The organism is Chryseobacterium sp. NG-CE01, assembly GCF_055695505.1.
The window spans coordinates 4,011,693-4,029,928 of sequence record NZ_CM146369.1; the positions used below are offsets into that span (position 1 = coordinate 4,011,693).

Below are 18,236 nucleotides of genomic sequence, written 5' to 3' on the forward strand. Positions count from 1 at the left end.
ATCCACAAATCGACCAACCCTAAAATATCTCCGACAAACAAGCTCGTATCCCGCTGAAACTTCCGGTATATTTCCGTTAACTTCCAATTTTTTACGCTATTTTTGCAATGTTTTGAAACGTACAGCCAACAAAATCATCACCTTTCCTCTGGTAATTCTAATTAAGTTTTACCAATGGTTTATATCGCCGTTGCTTCCCAAAAACTGTAGGTACGAGCCTACCTGCTCTCATTATATGGTAAAAGCGCTGCAGGTGCATGGTCCGCTGAAAGGATTCTGGCTGGGGGTAAAAAGAATTTCAAGATGCCACCCGTGGGGAGGAAGCGGTTATGATCCTGTACCACCCAAGAAGAGTAAAATTTAGAATAAACAACTACTAAAAAAATAAAAATGAGTAATATTTTTTTCAGAATGTATCTCGTCATTTTTGCGTTGATTACCCAATGTCTTTTTGCGCAGAATTATCCGGACGGAACGTCAGCCGGAACTCTAAAAATCAATAATGCGAGTGTCCCTGTAAAGATCTACAGTACTACGGAGCTTGGAGACCTCAACGTGTTCCCCGACAGAAAAGTAGAAGGAAACGTACTGATTATTCTGAACGAATCTAATTTCGAACCTGCGTATTTCAACATCAGCGCTCTTACACTGGATAAACTTAAAACAGCTCGTTACCAGTTTTTGGATAAAAATTTCAGGCTTATAGAAACACAAGTTACGAAAGAGAATATCGGAGCTTTCAAGTACGCGGTAAAATCAAACAAACCAATTGCTTCTTCCGATCAGATAAGTCTGGAAACGCCTTTTAAAATATGGGATCCGACGAAGGGAATTGTTTTAGGGCCTATTACCCTGCACTTTTACAGCTTAATGTTCATTTTTGCTTTCGGTTTCGGATATATTTTAATGAACAAAATATTTAAGATCGACAATGTTAATCAGAAATATCTTGAACCGCTTTTCACCTGGACTTTAATAGGAACCATCCTTGGGGCACGTCTGGGACACGTCATCTTTTACCAACCGGAATTGTTTAAAGAAGATTTTTGGAGCGTGTTTTTACCGGTCAGCACCAAAAACGGATTTAAATTTACAGGATTTTCGGGATTGGCAAGTCATGGTGCAACCATTGCATTAATTTTCACCACCCTTTATTATTCATTTAAAATTATTAAGAAAAATCCTTTCTGGGTATACGACAGACTGGGAATAGTAGTATCGCTGGGTGGAGCCTTCGTAAGACTGGGGAATTTCTTTAATTCTGAAATCATAGGGAAACCGGCTGACCCAAATTCTCCTTTTGCTTTGCTTTTCCCACAACAAAGCAGTGAATACGGAGTGACGGTTCCACGTTATCCTTCGCAGCTTTTTGAAGCATTCGGCTATATTTGTCTGTTCGTTCTGTTGTGGATTTTATACAGAAAAACCAATAAAAAATATCAGCAGGGATGGTTATTCGGGTTATTTTTCATTATTCTTTGGGCGATCCGGTTCTTTGTAGAATTCCTGAAAGAACCACAGGGTGATGAATTTATTCAATTCGGAGGACTGAATACGGGACAGGTATTATCCATTCCATTTATGATCGCCGGGGTTGTAATCATGATTGTATCTAAAAAATTCAGGATTACTCAGGCAGAAAACGAAAAACCTGAATAGTTTTAATAATCAAACCAACATATAGAAGAAAAGCAAGTCCTCAGAGACTTGCTTTTTTATTTAACGTTATCTTGTATTTTTTCTATCGCATACGATTCTAATGTCAACTACTACCCTGAAATTACTTCAATATCATCAATCTAATATCCATTCATCTATTATCTATCATCTATTCGTCTATATCCTCAAGTCTTCTCATAAAAACTTTTGAACTTTGCCATTTAATTCAGAAAAAACATTTCCAAACTCACTAATTACATCAGAAGGAAGCATCGCCTCTTTAGAATGCTTCTCCGCAGCAAACTCAGCTGCTTTTCCATGGAACCATACTCCTAAAATTGCTGCTTCCTGTTCGGAATACTGCTGTGCAAGCAAGGAAGTGATCACTCCTGTAAGGATATCTCCACTGCCTCCTTTTGCAAGCCCTGAGTTGCCGGTAATATTATAAAACACCTCACCTTCCGGAGTGATGATCTGGGTATGATGGTCTTTTAAAACAATATAGATCTGATGTTCACGGCTCTTATTTTTAGCAAGTTCTGTTCTTTCGAAAGAATTTTCTGTTTTCCCGAAAAGTCTTTCAAATTCCTTGGGATGAGGGGTGATAATAGATTTTTCAGGGATCAGCTGTATACTTTCAGAATTCTGAGAGATGATATTTAAAGCATCTGCATCAAGAATCAATGGTTTTGAGCAGTTTTTTAATAATTTTAAAAGACCTTTTGCCGTATTGTCATGAGTTCCCAATCCGGGCCCTATTCCGCATACCGCTGTTTCGTCAGCTTCAAACCGTTCAATATAATCTTCTCCGCCTTCGATGAACATCGCTTCAGGATCGGAGGTCTGTAAAATTTCATATCCGCATTTCGGAGCAACGGTAAAAGTAAGGCCTGCACCTGTCTTAAGAGCAGATCTCGTAGAAAGAACCGCAGCTCCCATTTTGCCATAACTTCCTCCGATAATAACAGCTTTTCCGTAAGTGCCTTTATGCGAAAATTCACTTCTTACTTTAAAGATCTTTTTAATGACCTCATCATCGATTACAAAATCTCTGGTTTCTGTTTCTTCGATATAGTCCTGACTTAAATTAATATCTAAAATCTCAATCTTTCCGGCAAATTTTCCGGTTTCGGCGTGAAGAAAAGACTTTTTCCAAAACTGGAAGCTCAGCGTATAGTCAGCCATGAATACTACGGCATCAGAATCTGAAATAGCATCTGCCATGAGTCCCGAAGGGAGATCAACCGAAATTTTTATATTTTTTTTCCGGTTTAAAAATTCTACCAGGTCTTTCATATCACCATCCAGCTTCCGGGACAGTCCCGTTCCGAAAAGCGCATCAATAATCACCGTACGGCTATCAAAACGGTAGCCCGATGCTTCTTTAAATTCTCTTATGGTAATTCCTGAAATTTCTTTAACATGTTTAAAATTCTCCTGAGCATCGGAAGAAAATTTAGCTTTTGTATTCGTGAATACATCTACGTCAAAACCTTTTTGGTACAGCATTCTGGCAATAGCAAAGCCATCTCCTCCATTATTTCCGTTTCCGCAGAAAACAGCAAAATTCCTATGATTATTGCAGTTTTCGGAGATCCATTCTACACATGCTTCTGCTGCTCTTTCCATGAGATGTACAGAAGAAACGGGTTCATTCTTTATCGTATACTGATCACAATTGCGGATTTGCTCTGCTGTAAAAATTTTCATTGAAGTACATTTAGTGGTATGCTAACAGCAATTTACAAAAAGTAATCTTAAATGCTTGAAGTAAGTAAAAATTTATGTTAATATGATACTTTAAAAAGTATATATCTCAATTAATTATTAATTAAACCCTCTATTGTATTAAAATAATTACATTTTTTTGTAATTTAAACCCTGATTTAGACAACAATTAAAAAATATAAATATGGGATTTGTCAAAGAATTTAAAGAATTTGCGTTCAAAGGGAACGTTCTTGATCTTGCAGTCGGTGTCATCATTGGTGCTGCATTCAGTGCCATTGTAAAATCATTTGTAGATGATATCATCACTCCGCTTCTTCTGAATCCGGCTTTGGAAAAGGCTAATGTAAAGAATATTGCAGAACTTTCCTGGCAAGGGGTGAAATACGGTAATTTTTTATCTTCAGTCATCAGTTTCCTTATTGTTGCTTTCGTGTTGTTCCTTCTTATTAAAGGCGTGAACAGCCTTAACAAAAAGCCGGAAACCGCACCTCCGCCACCGGTACTTACCGAAGACCAGAAACTGCTTACAGAAATCAGAGATTTGCTGAAAAGTAAAAATAATATATAAAGAAAAAGCACTTCATGATGAAGTGCTTTGTTTATTTCTGAATATTACTGAATCTGTAAAATACTGGATATCTGCTCTGCCAGCGAAAGTCCGATCCTGTCCTGAGCTTCCAGTGTTGAAGCACCAGTGTGCGGTGTCATGGAAATTTTAGGATGGTTCAGGATCTCTCTGGAAGGTGTAGGCTCGTTGATAAAAACATCAAGTCCTGCAAACTTCACTTTTCCTGAATCTAAAGCTTCAACCAGGGCAGTCTCATCGATTACGCCGCCTCTTGAGCAGTTCACGATGGCTACGCCGTCCTTCATCATTTCAAATTCATTTTTACCGATCATGTATCCGTCTTTCTGGGCCGGTACGTGAAGGGTTATAAAATCGGAATGTTTCAACACATCCTGAAGCGGTTCCGTTTCAATATCAACATTGATGAACTGTTTATTGTAAAAAGTTACTTTAATGCTTGCCTTTCCTACATTGCTGTCTGCCGCTACCACTCTCATTCCGAGGCCTAAAGCAATTTTAGCTACTTCCTGCCCGATTCTTCCCATTCCTACGATACCAATTGTTTTACCTTTCAGTTCAATACCAGCTGCATATGCTTTTTTAAGAGAGGCAAATTCACTATCACCTACCAAAGGCATCTTTCTGTTGGAATCCTGCAAAAATCTTGCTCCGGAAAACAGATGGGCAAAAACCAGCTCTGCTACAGATTCTGAAGAAGCTGAAGGGGTATTGATTACATGAATTCCTTTTTCTCTGGCATAATCCACATCAATATTATCCATTCCTACTCCACCTCTCCCGATGATTTCAAGAGAAGGACAGTTGTCAATAATATCTTTTCTTACCTGTGTGGCACTTCGCACCAGCAATGTGCGGATCTTATGCTCATTAATGTAATCCATCAAAAATTCCTGGGGAACTTTCGTGGTGATTACTTCAAAACCTTTCTCAGTCAATGCATCAATCCCGGATTGATCCAAGCCGTCGTTTGCTAAAACTTTCATAAACTTTTGAGATTATATTAAAGATTAACGAATCATTTATATCAGAATTAATCGTTTAATCTTTGGATTAAATTTTTATTCTTCCTCCTCTTTAAAAACTTCAATAGTCACCTGCTTTTCTACAAGATCAGTAAATCTGCCTTTATATCTTGTTGCTCTTACCAGATGATTATCGATCCAGTGATAGTTTCCGCCTCGGGGTTTCCCGCATAGTACACTATGGTATTTGAAACCGTGTTTATCCAGCCAGTCGATGGTAATCTGTTTCAGGTTTTCCGTTCTCGACGTAAAAAAACAGATCTGGTGGCCTTCATCATACCATTTGTTGATGGTTTCCAGCGCATCGGGAAAAGGTTCGCAGGTAACCATTCTTTCGGGTTCTTCGTTCGGGACGTCTTCCGTAATGGTTCCGTCGATATCAATAAGATAGTTTTTTACACCGTCTTTCAGGATAGGGCTAATGTGATCTTTGTACTCTAATTCCATCATAAAAAATTGAATGGCAAAGTTACGTTTTTTACATTAATAAGCCCCGCGAAACTTATCAAATGTAAATTTTTTAAACCAAAATGTAATATTTAAAGAATAATTTTAATTAAAATAAATAATTTTTATAATTAAAGTTAAAAATATTCTTTTCTTGCGATAACGGATTATTGTACCACTAGCGTAAAGCAATCTCAAAACTATGATGTTTTACCAAAAATTTTCAGAATACATTTATTACACTTACATTTGTAGAAATGGAAGAATTCGTAGTTTTAGTAAACCCCGAAGATCAGGTTCTCGGTTTAATGGAAAAGCAGCAGGCGCACATCAACAGCCTTCTGCACCGTGCTTTCTCTGTATTTTTGTTCAACAGCAAAGGCGAAATGCTTTTGCAGAAAAGAGCTTCCGGAAAATATCATTCCCCATTAAAATGGACCAACGCGGTATGTTCTCATCCCAGAATTGAAGAAACCTATCTCGAAGGAGCCAAACGCCGCCTGAAAGAAGAACTGGGAATAGAAGCCGATCTTTCAGAAAAATTCAGTTTTATTTACAGAGCTGATGTTGGAAACGGACTCTGGGAACATGAGCTTGACCACGTTTTTACAGGCATTTTCGAAGATGAATTTCATCTTAATAAAGATGAAGTGGAGGAAGTACGATATATCTCAATAGAAAATCTTGATCAAGAGATGTCTGAAAATCCTGATCATTTTACGGAATGGTTCAAGATTATCCTTGATGAATATAAACACCATTTTAATTCATGAAAAAGATTTTTCTCGTCTTCGTTCTGTTCGCGGTGTCTTTATTAAAGGCACAGGCAATCCCTACGGAAGTTTATGATCAGGAAAACTACTCCATCGTTTATCCGCAGGGTTGGAAAGTTACCAATGACAGTGAGATTATCAATATCTTTCCGCCAAGCCAGATAGGAGCCATAACCATTTCGGAATATCACGACCTGAATCTCCCGAAATCCGAGACCAAAAAATTTATCCTTGCTCTTTACAAATCTTCCGACGACGAAAAGAAGGTGACTTCGAAAAGCGGTAAAAAAGGATATACAGAGTATTTTTACGAATACCTTGATGAAAAGGAAAAGTTGATCTGGCTTACCAAAGTTTATCAAAAGGATAAAAATCTGTACCTCATTTCCGTAAACTGCGGACAGAAGTACTGGAATGGCAATTTTATGAAGCTTTTCAATGAAGCTTTTGACAGTTTTAAAATAAAGAAATAGAAATAAAAATTAACTATGAAGAAAACAGCATTGTACGACAAGCACGTATCTTTGGGCGCTAAAATCGTACCTTTCGCAGGTTTTGAGATGCCTGTACAATATTCCGGAGTTACTGAAGAACATTTTGCCGTAAGAGAAAAAGCAGGGCTGTTCGATGTTTCTCACATGGGACAGTTTTTCATTGAAGGAGCGGGTTCCAAGGAACTTTTACAGTACGTTACTACCAATAATGTAGATGCCCTTGAGAACGGAAAAGCACAGTATTCTTGTCTTCCCAACGAAAACGGCGGCATTGTGGATGATCTTATCGTGTACAAAATGGAAGACGACAAATATTTTGTGGTTGTAAATGCTTCAAACATTGATAAAGACTGGGATCACATCTCCAAATACAACACTTTCGGAGCGAACATGACGAATGCTTCTGATGATATGTCATTACTGGCAGTTCAGGGCCCGAAAGCTACCGGTATTCTTCAGAAATTAACGGAAACCAATCTTTCAGAAATTCCTTACTATCATTTTACCGTAGGTTCGGTAGCAGGAGTAAATGATGTCATTATCTCCAACACAGGCTACACCGGAAGCGGCGGTTTTGAAATTTATTTCAAAAATGAAGATGCCGTAACGCTTTGGGATGCGATCATCGAAGCAGGTGCAGAAGAAAGTATCATTCCTTGCGGATTGGCCGCCAGAGATACTTTGAGACTGGAAAAAGGATTCTGCCTTTATGGAAACGATATCGACGATACTACGTCTCCAATCGAAGCTGGACTGGGCTGGATCACCAAATTTGATAAAGATTTCCTCTCCAAAGAAACATTCGCCAAGCAAAAAGAAGAAGGCATTACCCGCAAATTAGTTGGTTTTGAATTAACCGACAAAGGGGTCCCAAGACACGACTACCCTGTTGTAGACGCAGAAGGCAACGTGATCGGGAAAGTAACTTCAGGAACACAGTCTCCCATGAAGAAAGTAGGGCTAGGTCTTGCTTACGTAGATAAGCCTCACTTTAAAATCGGTTCTGAGATCTTCATCCAGGTAAGAAATAAAAATATTCCTGCCCAGGTAGTGAAGGCTCCTTTCGTATAAAGTTGAAAATCTTTGACAAAGTTTAAAAATACCGTAAAACCTGCTTTTTGCAGGTTTTATTTTTTCAGGAGCTTAATCCGGCTATCCACTATATCTTTTGTTTTGCTTCGGCGGGAGCTTCGCTCCCGCCGAAGCAAAACAAAAGGATGCCGTTTCTATCCGGGCTAGCACACTTTTATCCGGTACTTCAATTTTATTCATTTTATTTGCATGTATGACAACTTTAAAAACCCTTACTATTTTAACTTTAATTTTCAATGGACTGATTTTAATTGGTATGGGGCATGGATTCGGACCTGTAATATTTATTGAAATATTGACATTTGCATTTGATTTTTCAAAAGACCTAAAAATAAATATGCTGGGAAGCTATGAAGAGCGGATTATTCCCTTTTCCTTTTTCTCAATAATCGTTCATCTACTTTTGATAATCTCATTTTTTGTAAAGTCCGGAATAAAAAAAAGGCTTTTAAACTATGCATTAATTCTGGCTTTCTTAAATATAACTTTCTTTACCTACGATTTTTCAGATAACAGTGTTTCATTATTTACATTAATTAGTTCAACTCCTTTTATAATAATAGGATTAATCTTATTCCTGAAACTTAACATTAAAAATCCGAATAAGAAAAAATTCTGATGTACTAAACATAGGAAACCATGAAAAAAAGCATACTGTTTTCAATAATTGCCGTAATTATTCTCATTGCCGTCTTTATCTATTATCCGGTATGGGACCAAGAATGGCTGTCTTATGCAATTATTTTTATATGTTTTGCCATGCTTTGTTTTTCAGGAGCTAAAATCATGACAGCTAATGAACCTGCTGATTATGCTTCCACAGAAAAGCAAATGGATAAGCTTTATACCGAAGACGGTATCTTCAGTTATACTGCTGAGGGATTTTATTTTACCACGGAATCGGAATCTAAAAAATATATTAAATATTCAGACATTTTAGAAGTTAATGCATTCAAAATTCCTTTTTTGCATGAACAAACTCATTCCGGTATTGAATTAATTACATCCGATGAAAAATATGAATTTATAGATCAGTATTGTAAAGGAATTGAGAAGTTTACAGAACAGCTTTCCGACAACCTCCCGTTTCATCACAACCATGAATCAAAAATGACGAATAATCATGGGCTGAGAAAAAGGAATTTATTCCAAAAATAATGTAAATTTTCTTGTAGTATTTAGCGATCACAATGATGACCCTGCAACTGCAGTTTGTTTCCCGCAACATGTTTGAGACTTCCGTCAGTTGCATTTTGTTTCCCACAACCTTGTTTGAGACTTCCGTCACTTGCAGTTTGTTTCCCGCAACCTTGTTTGAGACTTCCGTCAGTTGCATTTTGTTTCCCGCAACCCTGTTTGCGTCTTCCGTCAGAATATTCTGGTTAAGTTATCTTAAAGATCAAACCTCACAGGTTTTGAAAACCTGTGAGGTTTAGTTTGAGTCTACGTCAAAAACATTTATAGAACGTTGAGAATATCTACGGCTTCACTCCAAAAAACTCCTGCAACGCTTCTACATTTTTCTTATCATTTCCCACGAAAATTTTATCATTGGTAATAAAAACCGGGCGCTTCAAAAACGTATAATGATCAAGTAACAATTCTTTAAAATCCTTTTCTGTTAAAGACTTTACATCCAGGCCTCTCAATTTGATCTGTGTAGACTTTTTACTGAATAATGTTTCATAAGATTTGGTTTTCTCATACATGTCGGCCAATTCTTCTTCCGTAACCGTTTCTTTTCTGATCTCGCGCAGTTCCCAGTCTGACAAATCGAATTGCGCTAAAATCTTTCTGCAGGTATCACACGTATTCAGGTGAAAAACTTTTTTCATTTAAATTATATTCTAATCGTTAACAGAAAATATTCATTTTCCTTCTTCAAAAATAAGATTTAATCTAAAATTTTAAAAATTATAAATACCTTTATTCAAATTTTAAAAGAATGGAGAACAAACCTGTTACTTTTCAGTTTATTTCTGAGCCTTCAGACGTCAATTACGGAGGAAATGTGCATGGAGGAAGCGTGATGAAATGGATTGACCAGGCCGGCTATGCATGTGCCACCACCTGGAGCGGGAATTATTCGGTTACCGTATACGTGGGCGGCATCCGTTTCTATGAGCCTATAAAAATCGGGGAAATTGTAAAAGTGGAAGCGCAGGTGATCTACACCGGTTCTTCAAGCATGCATATCGCCATCAATGTGTTCTCCAGAAACCTGAAGCAGCCGAAATTCGACAAGAAAACACACTGCATCATTGTATTTGTGGCGGTTGATGAGAACGGCAAAAAACTTCCGGTCCCGAAATGGATTCCCGAAACCGAAGAAGACAGGCAGAAAGAACAGTATGCCATAAGGCTGATGCAGCTGCGGACACAGATTGAAGATGAAATGAAACCCTTCCTGTAATGCATAGAAAAGATTTTATAAAACTTTCATCGTTGGGATTCTTGGGTTTATATTCCTGTGGAATTTCTCCATTTAAAAAAAGAAATACATTGGCGATTCAGTTATACACCGTACGGGATGCAATGTCGGCAAACCCTGAAAAAACACTCGAAAGACTGGCTGCCATGGGCTTTACCGGACTGGAAATCTATGCGTACAACAGTACTTTTTTCGGAAAAACCCCTCAGGAATTTCAGCGTATTCTTAAAAATACAGGATTGAGAGTCATCAGCTCACATCATATAACAGGAAATTTTAATAAAGGACACGGAACTTTACTCTATAACTGGGAAAAATCTGTGGAAGACCTGCATTTTATCGGCTCAGAATATATGGTCTGCTCTTACCTTTTTCCGGCAGAACGAACTTTGGAAAACTATAAGAAACTTCCTGAACTGCTTGAAAATTCAGGAAAAGTTACAAAAGAAGCCGGAATTCAGTTTGCATACCATAATCACGATTTTGAATTCGAGAAGTTTGATGATACCCGAAATGTTTATGATTTTATTTTAGAAAATTCATCATCAGATCTGGTTAAGATGGAACTTGATCTTTACTGGATTTCAAAGGCAGGAATCGATCCGCTGATGTATTTCCAGAAATATCCCGGAAGATTTCCTCTGTGGCACGTAAAAGATATGAAAGCGGGAACAAAAGATTTCACCGAAATCGGGAACGGTACCATCGATTTTGAGCGAATTTTTAAAGCCGGAAAGCAGGCAGGTCTTCGATACTGGTTCCTGGAGCAGGATTCCAGTGATAAAGATATTTTTGAGAGTATCTGCATCAGCAGCGAATTTATAGCTAAAAACAATTTCTTTTTAAAATAATTTTTATCTTTGTTCAACAAAAGGAAATGGTGTTCTTCCTTACCCAACCGCTTTTCAAAAGCTGATGACGCCTGATTAAAAGATTATTAACAGTAATTGATCAGGAAAATTATGTCTCAACATCGAAATTTAACACGAACAACACGACTTCAAACAAGGTTTTTCTTCAGAAAATATCCGGCTTTTCCTTATATTCTGAAGTGGCTTTTCATCAGTCTTATTATTGGAATTTTCGTGGGAAGTGCTTCGGCCGGTTTTTTAACATCGCTGCAATGGGCAACAGATTTCAGGGAGAATCATCTTTGGCTGGTTGCATTTTTGCCTTTGGGCGGGTTTTTAGTGGGACTGCTGTATTATTATTTCGGGAAAGATGTGGAAGCCGGGAACAATTTGCTGCTCGAAAATATTCAGGAACCTAAAGAAATTATTCCTTTTAAAATGGCTCCTTTTGTCTATTTGGGAACTATTGTCACCCATTTTTTCGGCGGTTCTGCGGGTCGTGAAGGAACTGCGCTTCAAATGGCGGGCGCGATTTCAGATCAACTGACAAACATCCTGAGACTTGATAAAAACGACAGAAAAATCCTGCTGATTTCTGCCATTGCGGCAGGTTTCGGTTCTGTTTTCGGAACTCCTTTAGCCGGAGCTGTTTTCGGGCTTGAAGTTTTCCTGATCGGAAGAATTCGTTATAATGCTATTTTCCCGGCCTTTGTTTCCGCAGTATTTGCTGATGTTGTAACCAATCTCTGGAAAGCAAAACATACGCATTATCATATTGATCTTATCCCGAAACTTGAATTTCTGCCGATTGTATACAGCGTCTTAGCAGGAATCATCTTTGGGGTCTGTGCAGCAGCCTTCAGCAGAATGCTTCATTTTATGGGTTCGGGTTTTAAATCTAAAATAAAATATCCTCCGCTACGACCTCTTGTCGGCGGAATTATTGTTGCTGTTGCTGTTTTTGCGATGGGAACTTCAAGATATATCGGTCTGGGAATTCCGACTATTATAGAGTCTTTCGAAAGACAGCTTCCTTTATATGATTTTGCCTTTAAGATGATTTTTACAGTCGTTACCCTTTCGGCAGGGTTTAAAGGAGGTGAGGTCACTCCCCTTTTCTTTATCGGAGCAACGCTGGGAAGTGCGTTGTCATTATTTATTCCTCTTCCTTTTGGTTTGCTGGCCGGAATGGGATTTGTGGCCGTTTTTGCAGGTGCAACCAACACTCCGCTCGCCTGTATGCTGATGGGAATTGAACTCTTCGGTGCCGAATGCGGAGTTTATGTTGCCATCGCGTGTATTGTATCTTATTTATTTTCAGGAAATAACAGTATTTATACAGAACAAAAAATTGGGGAAGCAAAAAACAGCAGATTTGAACATTTACAGGATAAAAATTTCTCAGATCTGTAAATTATGTGAGTTCAACGTAAAACAGTACAGAAATATCAATAGAAATGGGCTTTAGCCCATTTTATAATTTAAAAAAAACAATTGGCTTTAGCCAAAACTTATACTCAATTTCGGTTAAAGTTAATTTTGATTTGGAATCTTTACATCGAACTGAAGCCTAACGTGCAATTAGTAAATACAGTGGACGATTATCAATTATTTTTCAATCTTCTTGCATCGAACTCACGTTAATTTATGAAGCTATCTGTTGTTGATTATCGGTAAATAATAGTTACCATTTTAATCTTGAGCGATCAACTAAAAATTATCAGTAAAGAATGTTTGATTACAGATTAAAAGTTTTTCATGCCGTAGCATCAAGATCGAGCTTTACCCAAGCTTCGCAAGAGCTTATAACTTCCAACCTGCCGTCACAAAGCATATGAAAGAAATATTCGGACTGAACTCTGATTTTTGCTGCGTTGCTCTGGGTTTCCGTGAGTATCGGAAGCCTGTTGTATATACTTATATGAAATAGTCCTATGATGTCTGTAACCCAGCCCCGATTGCAGCTTTGTTTGAGCTCATTTTATATGCTTAGGCTGCGGCGGCTTCGCCGCCGCAGCCTAAGCATATAAAATAGCGAGTGCGGAAAGCGGGAAAAGCTGCCAAAAAATTTTGATCAGTACTGTAAGGACCCAATAGGAATTACAAAAGCCTTCCGGTATCCCGAAAGGCTTCTGCGTATTAAATGTGGAAATGTTTATTTCTAATGAAATAATTTTTTTATATAACATCTTTGCAAGTATATACCTGCGGGCATGCTATGTACTGGATGCAGTATTTCGGTCCTGTAACAGATCCTGCACAGTCGCATCCGCAAAGTGAAAGATCAGGAGTTCCGCTAATACCTCCGGTAATGTTTTTAAGGTCGGCTTTTTTTAATTTTGTTGCGTTTTTCAAAAAATTCTGCATTGTGATTGGTTTTTAAGGTTTATTATATTTCAAAGTTAAACAAATATTAATTATTCACAGCATAATTTAATATTAAATTTTATAATTTATTTATTTTGTTCTACTTATTGTTTTTATAACGGTAAGGGGTATTAAAATATTTCTTAAACAGTTATAATTATTCTGTAAATTCAAGATCCTTATTGTGGGTTTCGGATATGGTAAGGGAGGAATAAAATGCAAGCCCGAACACGATAAGCCCCACTAATCCGGCACTTACAATTACCGTGAAATCATTTTTAAAGAAATCGAAAGCCAGAATCATCACAGGAACAAGTCCGCGAACCATGTTCGGAACAGTGGTAGTAGCGGTATTCCTGATATTCGTTCCGAACTGCTCTGCCGCCAGTGTGACGAACATGGCCCAATATCCTGTTCCCAGGCCAAGCCATACGCAGAAAAAATAATACTTTGTTTCAGTATCCGTATTTCCGAACAGCATAAAGGCAACACCGATAATGGTAAAAATAAGCATATAAAAAATAGCCATTTTCCGGGATTTTAAAAAATGTGAAATAAACCCGCTCGCAAGATCTCCAACGGAAATCCCTATGTATGCCCACATAATAGCTTTACCGGGACTCAGATCTTTGATCCCCAATTCCGGCGCAAACTGATTCGCAAGTACCGCCAAAATCCCAATACAATACCACGTCGGTAATCCGATTGCAATGCATTTTAAATATCTTACAAAACGATCTTTATTGGTGAAGAAGGACAGAAAATTTCCTTTGGAAACGGATTTGTGTTCGATATTTTTATAAATCCCGGATTCGGATACGCTTATTCTCAGGAATAATAATAAAATGCCCAGTATTCCTCCGATGATGTAAGAAATATTCCAGCCACCGGCCAGCTCCACCGTGAGTTGAGCTACAACAGCTCCCATTAATCCAAAACCGGCAACAACAGAGGTGCCGATTGCCCTTAAATTCTTCGGCAGGCTTTCAGAAACCAGGGTTATTCCTGCTCCAAGCTCTCCGGCCAGTCCTATTCCTGCAACGAATCGTAAAGCGGCATATTGATACACCAAATGTTCTTTTGGAAAATGCGGTAAAAAACCACAGGCAATATTGGCCAACGAATACACCAGAATAGACCCGAATAAAACAGACAATCTTCCTTTCTTATCTCCGAAGATTCCCCAAAATATGCCTCCGATCAGTAATCCCACCATTTGCGCATTCAGGATAAAAGTTCCGTCCGTATCCGGATTTAAACCCAAAGCTTTTAAACTGGGAATACGGACAATGCCGAACAAAAGCAGATCATAGATATCCACAAAATACCCTAAAGCGGAAATGATGACAGGAATTGAAAAAATATACTTCAGTTTCGAAGACGTGGAAAGTTCTTGCATTTCGGCGTTTTTAATTTTGCTAAAAATAAAAAACCTTCCAATTTCTTGAAAGGTTTTTATGAAATATCTTTTTACGATTATTATCTCGCAATATTTACCGCTCTTGTTTCTCTGATTACAGTTACTTTTACCTGCCCAGGATAAGTAAGCTCGTTCTGGATCTTTTCGGAAATATCATAAGACAGCTGGGAAGCGACTTCGTCATTTACTTTACCGCTTTCTACCATTACTCTTAATTCTCTACCCGCCTGGATCGCATATGCTGATGAAACACCATCGAAGCTTAATGCTGCAGATTCAAGATCTTTCAATCTTTGGATATACGATTCGAGCACCTGTCTTCTTGCTCCCGGTCTTGCTCCTGAAATGGCATCAGCAACCTGAATGATCGGAGATAATAGTGAAGTCATTTCCACCTCGTCGTGGTGGGCACCAATGGCATTTACCACTTCTGCATTTTCACCATATTTTTCAGCCCACTGCATTCCTAATAAAGCGTGAGGAAGTTCAGATTCCTGCTCAGGAACTTTACCAATATCGTGTAAAAGACCTGCTCTTTTGGCTAATTTTACATTTAATCCTAATTCAGCGGCCATCGTTGCAGCAATGTTTGCTACTTCTCGGGAGTGCTGTAATAAGTTTTGTCCGTAAGATGAACGGTATTTCATTCTACCTACGATCTTGATTAATTCAGGGTGCAGTCCGTGGATTCCCAAATCGATGATCGTTCTTTTTCCGACTTCAATAATTTCTTCTTCGATCTGCTTTCTGGTTTTCTCAACAACTTCTTCGATTCTTGCAGGGTGTATTCTACCATCTGTTACCAGTCTGTGGAGTGATAATCTTGCAATCTCTCTTCTTACCGGATCGAAACATGAAAGAAGGATCGCTTCAGGTGTATCGTCTACAATTATTTCCACTCCTGTAACCGCTTCCAAAGCACGGATATTTCTTCCTTCTCTACCGATGATTCTACCTTTTACTTCATCTGATTCAATATTGAATACCGATACGGAATTTTCAATGGCCTGCTCAGTTCCGATTCTCTGGATTGTCTGAATAACAATTTTTCTGGCTTCGCTTTTTGCATTAAGCTGGGCTTCTTCCATGATGCTCTGCACGTGTGCCTGAGCTCTTGTTTTGGCTTCTGCTTTCATGGTCTCCACCAATTCGGCTCTCGCTTCTTCTGCCGTATAGTTGGAAATTTTTTCAAGAATTTCAACTTTTTTGGCAGTTGCAATATCCAGTTCCTGCTGTTTTCTGTCTAAAATCTCATTTTTCTTGGCATAATCAGCGATTTGTCTGTCAAGATCTTTTTCAAGCTTTCCTGCTTTGCTTAGCTCATCGTTCAGCTTATGTTCCTTATCCTTAATTCTCTTTTCAACCTCCTGCATTTTCTTTTCTCTTACCTGAATATCAGCGTCATGCTGTGATTTCAGCTCCAGGAATTTTTCTTTTGCCTGAAGGTTTTTTTCCTTTTTTATGGACTCGGCCTGTACGTTGGCTTTTTCTATAAGGTTTTCGGCATTTTTCTTTGCATCATCTATAATAAATTTTGCCTTAGTATTGAGTGAACTTTTGGAGAAAAATATTCCTGCCGCCGCTCCGATTACTAAACAAACAATGCCGACTATAACTTCTATCATAATGTATATTGAGTTTTAATTGTATTTACATAAAAAAAGCCCACAATAATCCAGAGATTGAGAGTAAACTCCTAATCAACACGATTTGAACTGATTTCCACTGTCTGTAATCCGGACGAACCGGCGCGCCATTCAATGGACATTTGTTCGGTAATTGTTTAGCGTTGAGTTTACCTTTAATGTGTTAGAATTATTGTAGGCAGTACTTATCGGGAAAAAAAATCTATTTCCCTGTTTCATTCAACGACTGATTGATTTTTGCTAATCTTTCGTTGGTAGAATGTATTGTTTTTTCGTAGTTCATAGACACCACTTCTGCATTGGTTCCCAATTTCAGGGCACACATTGCCAAAGCATCCTGTTTGTCTCTCACATCGAAATTCTGTTCAAAATCTTTAATCATATTTTCAATCTGCTTCCCGACTTTACGCAGTGTTTCTTCTTCTGCTGCCGGCACGTTCAGCGGATACACTCTTCCTGCAATATTAATGGTTATTCTTCTTACTTCCATTATAATCCACTGTTTTGAAGCTGTGCAATACAGAAATCTATTTCTTTTACCAACCTGTTGATGTGGTTTTTCATCAATCGGTTATGTTCAGGATTTCCTGATATTGCTGAATAAAGTTTTATATTTTTTTGTTCTTCTGCTAATACCTGATTTTTCTTTCTCTCTTCATCATACCTCTTTTTCAGGTCTTCATGCTCAATATTTAATTCCGAGAACTTTTCAGTAAGATTTTTGTAATTCTTTTGTAATAGCAAAATCTTTTTCTCTAATTCTGAAAAATTGTTTTCTAAATCTTGAAGCATTTCAGGTTTTGTATATTCTAACTAGTAGCAAAAATAACAAAATATTAAGACTAACAAAAATAAAAGTCTCTATATTTTGATTTCAAACGGAAAAGGAGACATAAATGTGTCTCCTTTTTATGTTTTCAGTTGTTTTTTCTTATTCAAATTTCAGCACGAAGAATACAGCTCTTGTCTGTAGGGTAGACATTGCTGAAGTCCAGTACGGAGGTGTAGTCGCATTATCTGCCACAATCTCGTTATTCATGATGAACGTTCCTCTGATGGCAGGAGTCAGCTTAAATTTATTAAAGTAAAACTGAATTCCCATTTCTGCAGACCATGCAAAGTTGTGCGTGGTAGATCTGAATACCTGCTGAAGATTATCATCAGTAGAGTCTGAATTCGACTGAAGGTTAACAATATAGTTCACCCCTGCTGCTACGTACGGTCTTGAGTTATACCATCTCTGTCCGTGGAATTCCAGCAATACGGGAACATCAACCAATGTGGTTTTGATTTCTCTCACTCTGTCTTTTTCCGTTAAAGGGATCGGGATGAAAGGATCGTTTGTCAAAGTACCTGCCGCATACTGGTCATTAGACTGCGTATTGAAAGTTAATTGTCTCTGACCAAATTGTAACCCCGGTTCTAATCTTACATCCAGATAGTCGTTCAGTCTCCATTTTGCGATCAATCCGGCACCGAAACTGTAGCTTTCTTTAGATGTAACAAGATTTTGATTATTACTTGAGCCATATCTTGGATTCAGAACGATACGGTAGTCTAGTCTGTTACCATTCAGATAAAAACCCCAGCTGAATTTCTGCTCATCAAAGTCTTCCAACTTATCCATTCTGTTACGGGTTCTGAATTGCGCGTTTGCTAACAACGCAACATTTACTGAGGCTAAAACCAGTGCTTTTAATAAAAATTTATTCAT

At 38.0% G+C, this 18,236-nt stretch carries 21 protein-coding genes and 1 riboswitch; of the genes, 11 read left to right on the forward strand and 10 right to left on the reverse strand.

The genetic code is table 11. The features are described from left to right. Positions 1-112 precede the first annotated feature (112 nt). Both yidD and lgt read left to right on the forward strand, forming a co-directional pair. Positions 113-364 carry a membrane protein insertion efficiency factor YidD gene (gene yidD / locus ACYT6F_RS18305; protein ID WP_472599052.1) on the forward strand — a complete coding sequence of 84 codons (252 nt, stop codon included), beginning with the start codon at positions 113-115 and terminating at the stop codon, positions 362-364. A gap of 506 nt (positions 365-870) precedes the next feature. Beyond that, positions 871-1,659, forward strand: coding sequence for a prolipoprotein diacylglyceryl transferase (gene lgt / locus ACYT6F_RS18310; protein ID WP_472601141.1), 789 nt, complete (start codon positions 871-873; stop codon positions 1,657-1,659). A 195-nt stretch (positions 1,660-1,854) separates the two neighbouring features. Here the strand turns inward: lgt and ACYT6F_RS18315 are convergent, their stop codons facing one another. Beyond that, positions 1,855-3,369 carry an NAD(P)H-hydrate dehydratase gene (locus ACYT6F_RS18315; protein ID WP_472599053.1) on the reverse strand — a complete coding sequence of 505 codons (1,515 nt, stop codon included), beginning with the start codon at positions 3,367-3,369 and terminating at the stop codon, positions 1,855-1,857. A 202-nt stretch (positions 3,370-3,571) separates the two neighbouring features. On the opposite strand from ACYT6F_RS18315, the gene mscL reads away from it, so the two are divergent. Then, complete coding sequence (mscL, locus tag ACYT6F_RS18320; RefSeq protein WP_169229916.1) at positions 3,572-3,958, forward strand: large conductance mechanosensitive channel protein MscL; 387 nt, start codon at positions 3,572-3,574, stop codon at positions 3,956-3,958. Positions 3,959-4,002: 44 nt separating this feature from the next. Here mscL and ACYT6F_RS18325 read toward each other — a convergent pair whose 3' ends face one another. Then, on the reverse strand, positions 4,003-4,962 hold the full coding sequence (locus ACYT6F_RS18325; RefSeq protein ID WP_169229915.1) for a D-2-hydroxyacid dehydrogenase: 960 nt from the start codon (positions 4,960-4,962) through the stop codon (positions 4,003-4,005). 75 nt (positions 4,963-5,037) lie between these two features. Beyond that, a complete protein-coding gene (locus ACYT6F_RS18330; protein ID WP_472601142.1) occupies positions 5,038-5,448 on the reverse strand; it encodes an LNS2 domain-containing protein in 411 nt (136 codons plus the stop codon). Positions 5,449-5,705: 257 nt separating this feature from the next. Between ACYT6F_RS18330 and idi the strand changes: the two genes are divergently transcribed. From idi to ACYT6F_RS18355, 5 genes are all read left to right on the forward strand, one after another. Continuing rightward, positions 5,706-6,221: an isopentenyl-diphosphate Delta-isomerase gene (idi, locus tag ACYT6F_RS18335; protein WP_472599054.1), complete on the forward strand. Its 516-nt coding sequence runs from the start codon at positions 5,706-5,708 to the stop codon at positions 6,219-6,221. Further along, entirely contained in the window at positions 6,218-6,694 is a 477-nt protein-coding gene (locus tag ACYT6F_RS18340; RefSeq protein ID WP_472599055.1) for a hypothetical protein, read from the forward strand. Before idi ends, ACYT6F_RS18340 begins: the two co-directional genes overlap by 4 nt. 15 nt (positions 6,695-6,709) lie before the next feature. Then, the gene (gcvT, locus tag ACYT6F_RS18345; protein ID WP_472599056.1) at positions 6,710-7,786 is read left to right on the forward strand and encodes a glycine cleavage system aminomethyltransferase GcvT; all 1,077 of its coding nucleotides are present in this window, start codon (positions 6,710-6,712) and stop codon (positions 7,784-7,786) included. A 214-nt stretch (positions 7,787-8,000) separates the two neighbouring features. Further along, the gene (locus ACYT6F_RS18350) at positions 8,001-8,426 is read left to right on the forward strand and encodes a hypothetical protein (protein WP_472599057.1); all 426 of its coding nucleotides are present in this window, start codon (positions 8,001-8,003) and stop codon (positions 8,424-8,426) included. A 20-nt stretch (positions 8,427-8,446) separates the two neighbouring features. After that, positions 8,447-8,965: a hypothetical protein gene (locus tag ACYT6F_RS18355; protein WP_472599058.1), complete on the forward strand. Its 519-nt coding sequence runs from the start codon at positions 8,447-8,449 to the stop codon at positions 8,963-8,965. Positions 8,966-9,285: 320 nt separating this feature from the next. On the opposite strand, the gene ACYT6F_RS18360 is transcribed toward ACYT6F_RS18355, so the two are convergent. Further along, complete coding sequence (locus ACYT6F_RS18360) at positions 9,286-9,642, reverse strand: arsenate reductase family protein (RefSeq protein ID WP_472599059.1); 357 nt, start codon at positions 9,640-9,642, stop codon at positions 9,286-9,288. Positions 9,643-9,752: 110 nt separating this feature from the next. On the opposite strand from ACYT6F_RS18360, the gene ACYT6F_RS18365 reads away from it, so the two are divergent. The 3 genes from ACYT6F_RS18365 (at position 9,753) to ACYT6F_RS18375 (ending at position 12,502) form a co-directional block, all read left to right on the forward strand. Next, positions 9,753-10,220, forward strand: coding sequence for an acyl-CoA thioesterase (locus tag ACYT6F_RS18365; RefSeq protein WP_169229910.1), 468 nt, complete (start codon positions 9,753-9,755; stop codon positions 10,218-10,220). Further along, entirely contained in the window at positions 10,220-11,089 is an 870-nt protein-coding gene (locus ACYT6F_RS18370) for a sugar phosphate isomerase/epimerase family protein (protein ID WP_472599060.1), read from the forward strand. Before ACYT6F_RS18365 ends, ACYT6F_RS18370 begins: the two co-directional genes overlap by 1 nt. 13 nt (positions 11,090-11,102) lie before the next feature. After that, a riboswitch (Fluoride riboswitch) is annotated at positions 11,103-11,170 on the forward strand. Positions 11,171-11,200: 30 nt separating this feature from the next. Further along, entirely contained in the window at positions 11,201-12,502 is a 1,302-nt protein-coding gene (locus ACYT6F_RS18375; protein WP_472599061.1) for a voltage-gated chloride channel family protein, read from the forward strand. 765 nt (positions 12,503-13,267) lie between these two features. Here ACYT6F_RS18375 and ACYT6F_RS18380 read toward each other — a convergent pair. The 6 genes from ACYT6F_RS18380 to porT all read right to left on the reverse strand — a co-directional run bounded on the left by ACYT6F_RS18380 (position 13,268) and on the right by porT (position 18,236). Continuing rightward, entirely contained in the window at positions 13,268-13,456 is a 189-nt protein-coding gene (locus ACYT6F_RS18380) for a hypothetical protein (RefSeq protein ID WP_082444893.1), read from the reverse strand. 157 nt (positions 13,457-13,613) lie between these two features. Continuing rightward, entirely contained in the window at positions 13,614-14,855 is a 1,242-nt protein-coding gene (locus ACYT6F_RS18385) for an MFS transporter (protein ID WP_472599062.1), read from the reverse strand. 80 nt (positions 14,856-14,935) lie between these two features. Then, positions 14,936-16,501: a ribonuclease Y gene (gene rny / locus ACYT6F_RS18390; RefSeq protein WP_472599063.1), complete on the reverse strand. Its 1,566-nt coding sequence runs from the start codon at positions 16,499-16,501 to the stop codon at positions 14,936-14,938. A gap of 223 nt (positions 16,502-16,724) precedes the next feature. After that, positions 16,725-17,012, reverse strand: coding sequence for a cell division protein ZapA (locus tag ACYT6F_RS18395; RefSeq protein ID WP_076446083.1), 288 nt, complete (start codon positions 17,010-17,012; stop codon positions 16,725-16,727). After that, positions 17,012-17,314 carry a hypothetical protein gene (locus ACYT6F_RS18400; RefSeq protein WP_169229904.1) on the reverse strand — a complete coding sequence of 101 codons (303 nt, stop codon included), beginning with the start codon at positions 17,312-17,314 and terminating at the stop codon, positions 17,012-17,014. Before ACYT6F_RS18400 ends, ACYT6F_RS18395 begins: the two co-directional genes overlap by 1 nt. A 139-nt stretch (positions 17,315-17,453) precedes the next feature. Then, the gene (porT, locus tag ACYT6F_RS18405; RefSeq protein ID WP_169229903.1) at positions 17,454-18,236 is read right to left on the reverse strand and encodes a type IX secretion/gliding motility protein PorT/SprT; all 783 of its coding nucleotides are present in this window, start codon (positions 18,234-18,236) and stop codon (positions 17,454-17,456) included.

Bases quoted from the DNA above. Each gene is read 5' to 3' on its own strand.
- ACYT6F_RS18340 (WP_472599055.1), top strand. From the start codon at position 6,218: ATGAAAAAGATTTTTCTCGTCTTCGTTCTGTTCGCGGTGTCTTTATTA.
- ACYT6F_RS18355 (WP_472599058.1), top strand. From the start codon at position 8,447: ATGAAAAAAAGCATACTGTTTTCAATAATTGCCGTAATTATTCTCATT.
- ACYT6F_RS18375 (WP_472599061.1), top strand. From the start codon at position 11,201: ATGTCTCAACATCGAAATTTAACACGAACAACACGACTTCAAACAAGG.
- ACYT6F_RS18395 (WP_076446083.1), bottom strand. From the start codon at position 17,012: ATGGAAGTAAGAAGAATAACCATTAATATTGCAGGAAGAGTGTATCCG.
- ACYT6F_RS18370 (WP_472599060.1), top strand. From the start codon at position 10,220: ATGCATAGAAAAGATTTTATAAAACTTTCATCGTTGGGATTCTTGGGT.
- ACYT6F_RS18380 (WP_082444893.1), bottom strand. From the start codon at position 13,456: ATGCAGAATTTTTTGAAAAACGCAACAAAATTAAAAAAAGCCGACCTT.
- idi (WP_472599054.1), top strand. From the start codon at position 5,706: ATGGAAGAATTCGTAGTTTTAGTAAACCCCGAAGATCAGGTTCTCGGT.
- ACYT6F_RS18400 (WP_169229904.1), bottom strand. From the start codon at position 17,314: ATGCTTCAAGATTTAGAAAACAATTTTTCAGAATTAGAGAAAAAGATT.
- ACYT6F_RS18365 (WP_169229910.1), top strand. From the start codon at position 9,753: ATGGAGAACAAACCTGTTACTTTTCAGTTTATTTCTGAGCCTTCAGAC.
- ACYT6F_RS18330 (WP_472601142.1), bottom strand. From the start codon at position 5,448: ATGGAATTAGAGTACAAAGATCACATTAGCCCTATCCTGAAAGACGGT.
- ACYT6F_RS18360 (WP_472599059.1), bottom strand. From the start codon at position 9,642: ATGAAAAAAGTTTTTCACCTGAATACGTGTGATACCTGCAGAAAGATT.
- mscL (WP_169229916.1), top strand. From the start codon at position 3,572: ATGGGATTTGTCAAAGAATTTAAAGAATTTGCGTTCAAAGGGAACGTT.
- porT (WP_169229903.1), bottom strand. From the start codon at position 18,236: ATGAATAAATTTTTATTAAAAGCACTGGTTTTAGCCTCAGTAAATGTT.
- gcvT (WP_472599056.1), top strand. From the start codon at position 6,710: ATGAAGAAAACAGCATTGTACGACAAGCACGTATCTTTGGGCGCTAAA.
- ACYT6F_RS18325 (WP_169229915.1), bottom strand. From the start codon at position 4,962: ATGAAAGTTTTAGCAAACGACGGCTTGGATCAATCCGGGATTGATGCA.
- ACYT6F_RS18350 (WP_472599057.1), top strand. From the start codon at position 8,001: ATGACAACTTTAAAAACCCTTACTATTTTAACTTTAATTTTCAATGGA.
- lgt (WP_472601141.1), top strand. From the start codon at position 871: ATGTTCATTTTTGCTTTCGGTTTCGGATATATTTTAATGAACAAAATA.
- rny (WP_472599063.1), bottom strand. From the start codon at position 16,501: ATGATAGAAGTTATAGTCGGCATTGTTTGTTTAGTAATCGGAGCGGCG.
- ACYT6F_RS18315 (WP_472599053.1), bottom strand. From the start codon at position 3,369: ATGAAAATTTTTACAGCAGAGCAAATCCGCAATTGTGATCAGTATACG.
- ACYT6F_RS18385 (WP_472599062.1), bottom strand. From the start codon at position 14,855: ATGCAAGAACTTTCCACGTCTTCGAAACTGAAGTATATTTTTTCAATT.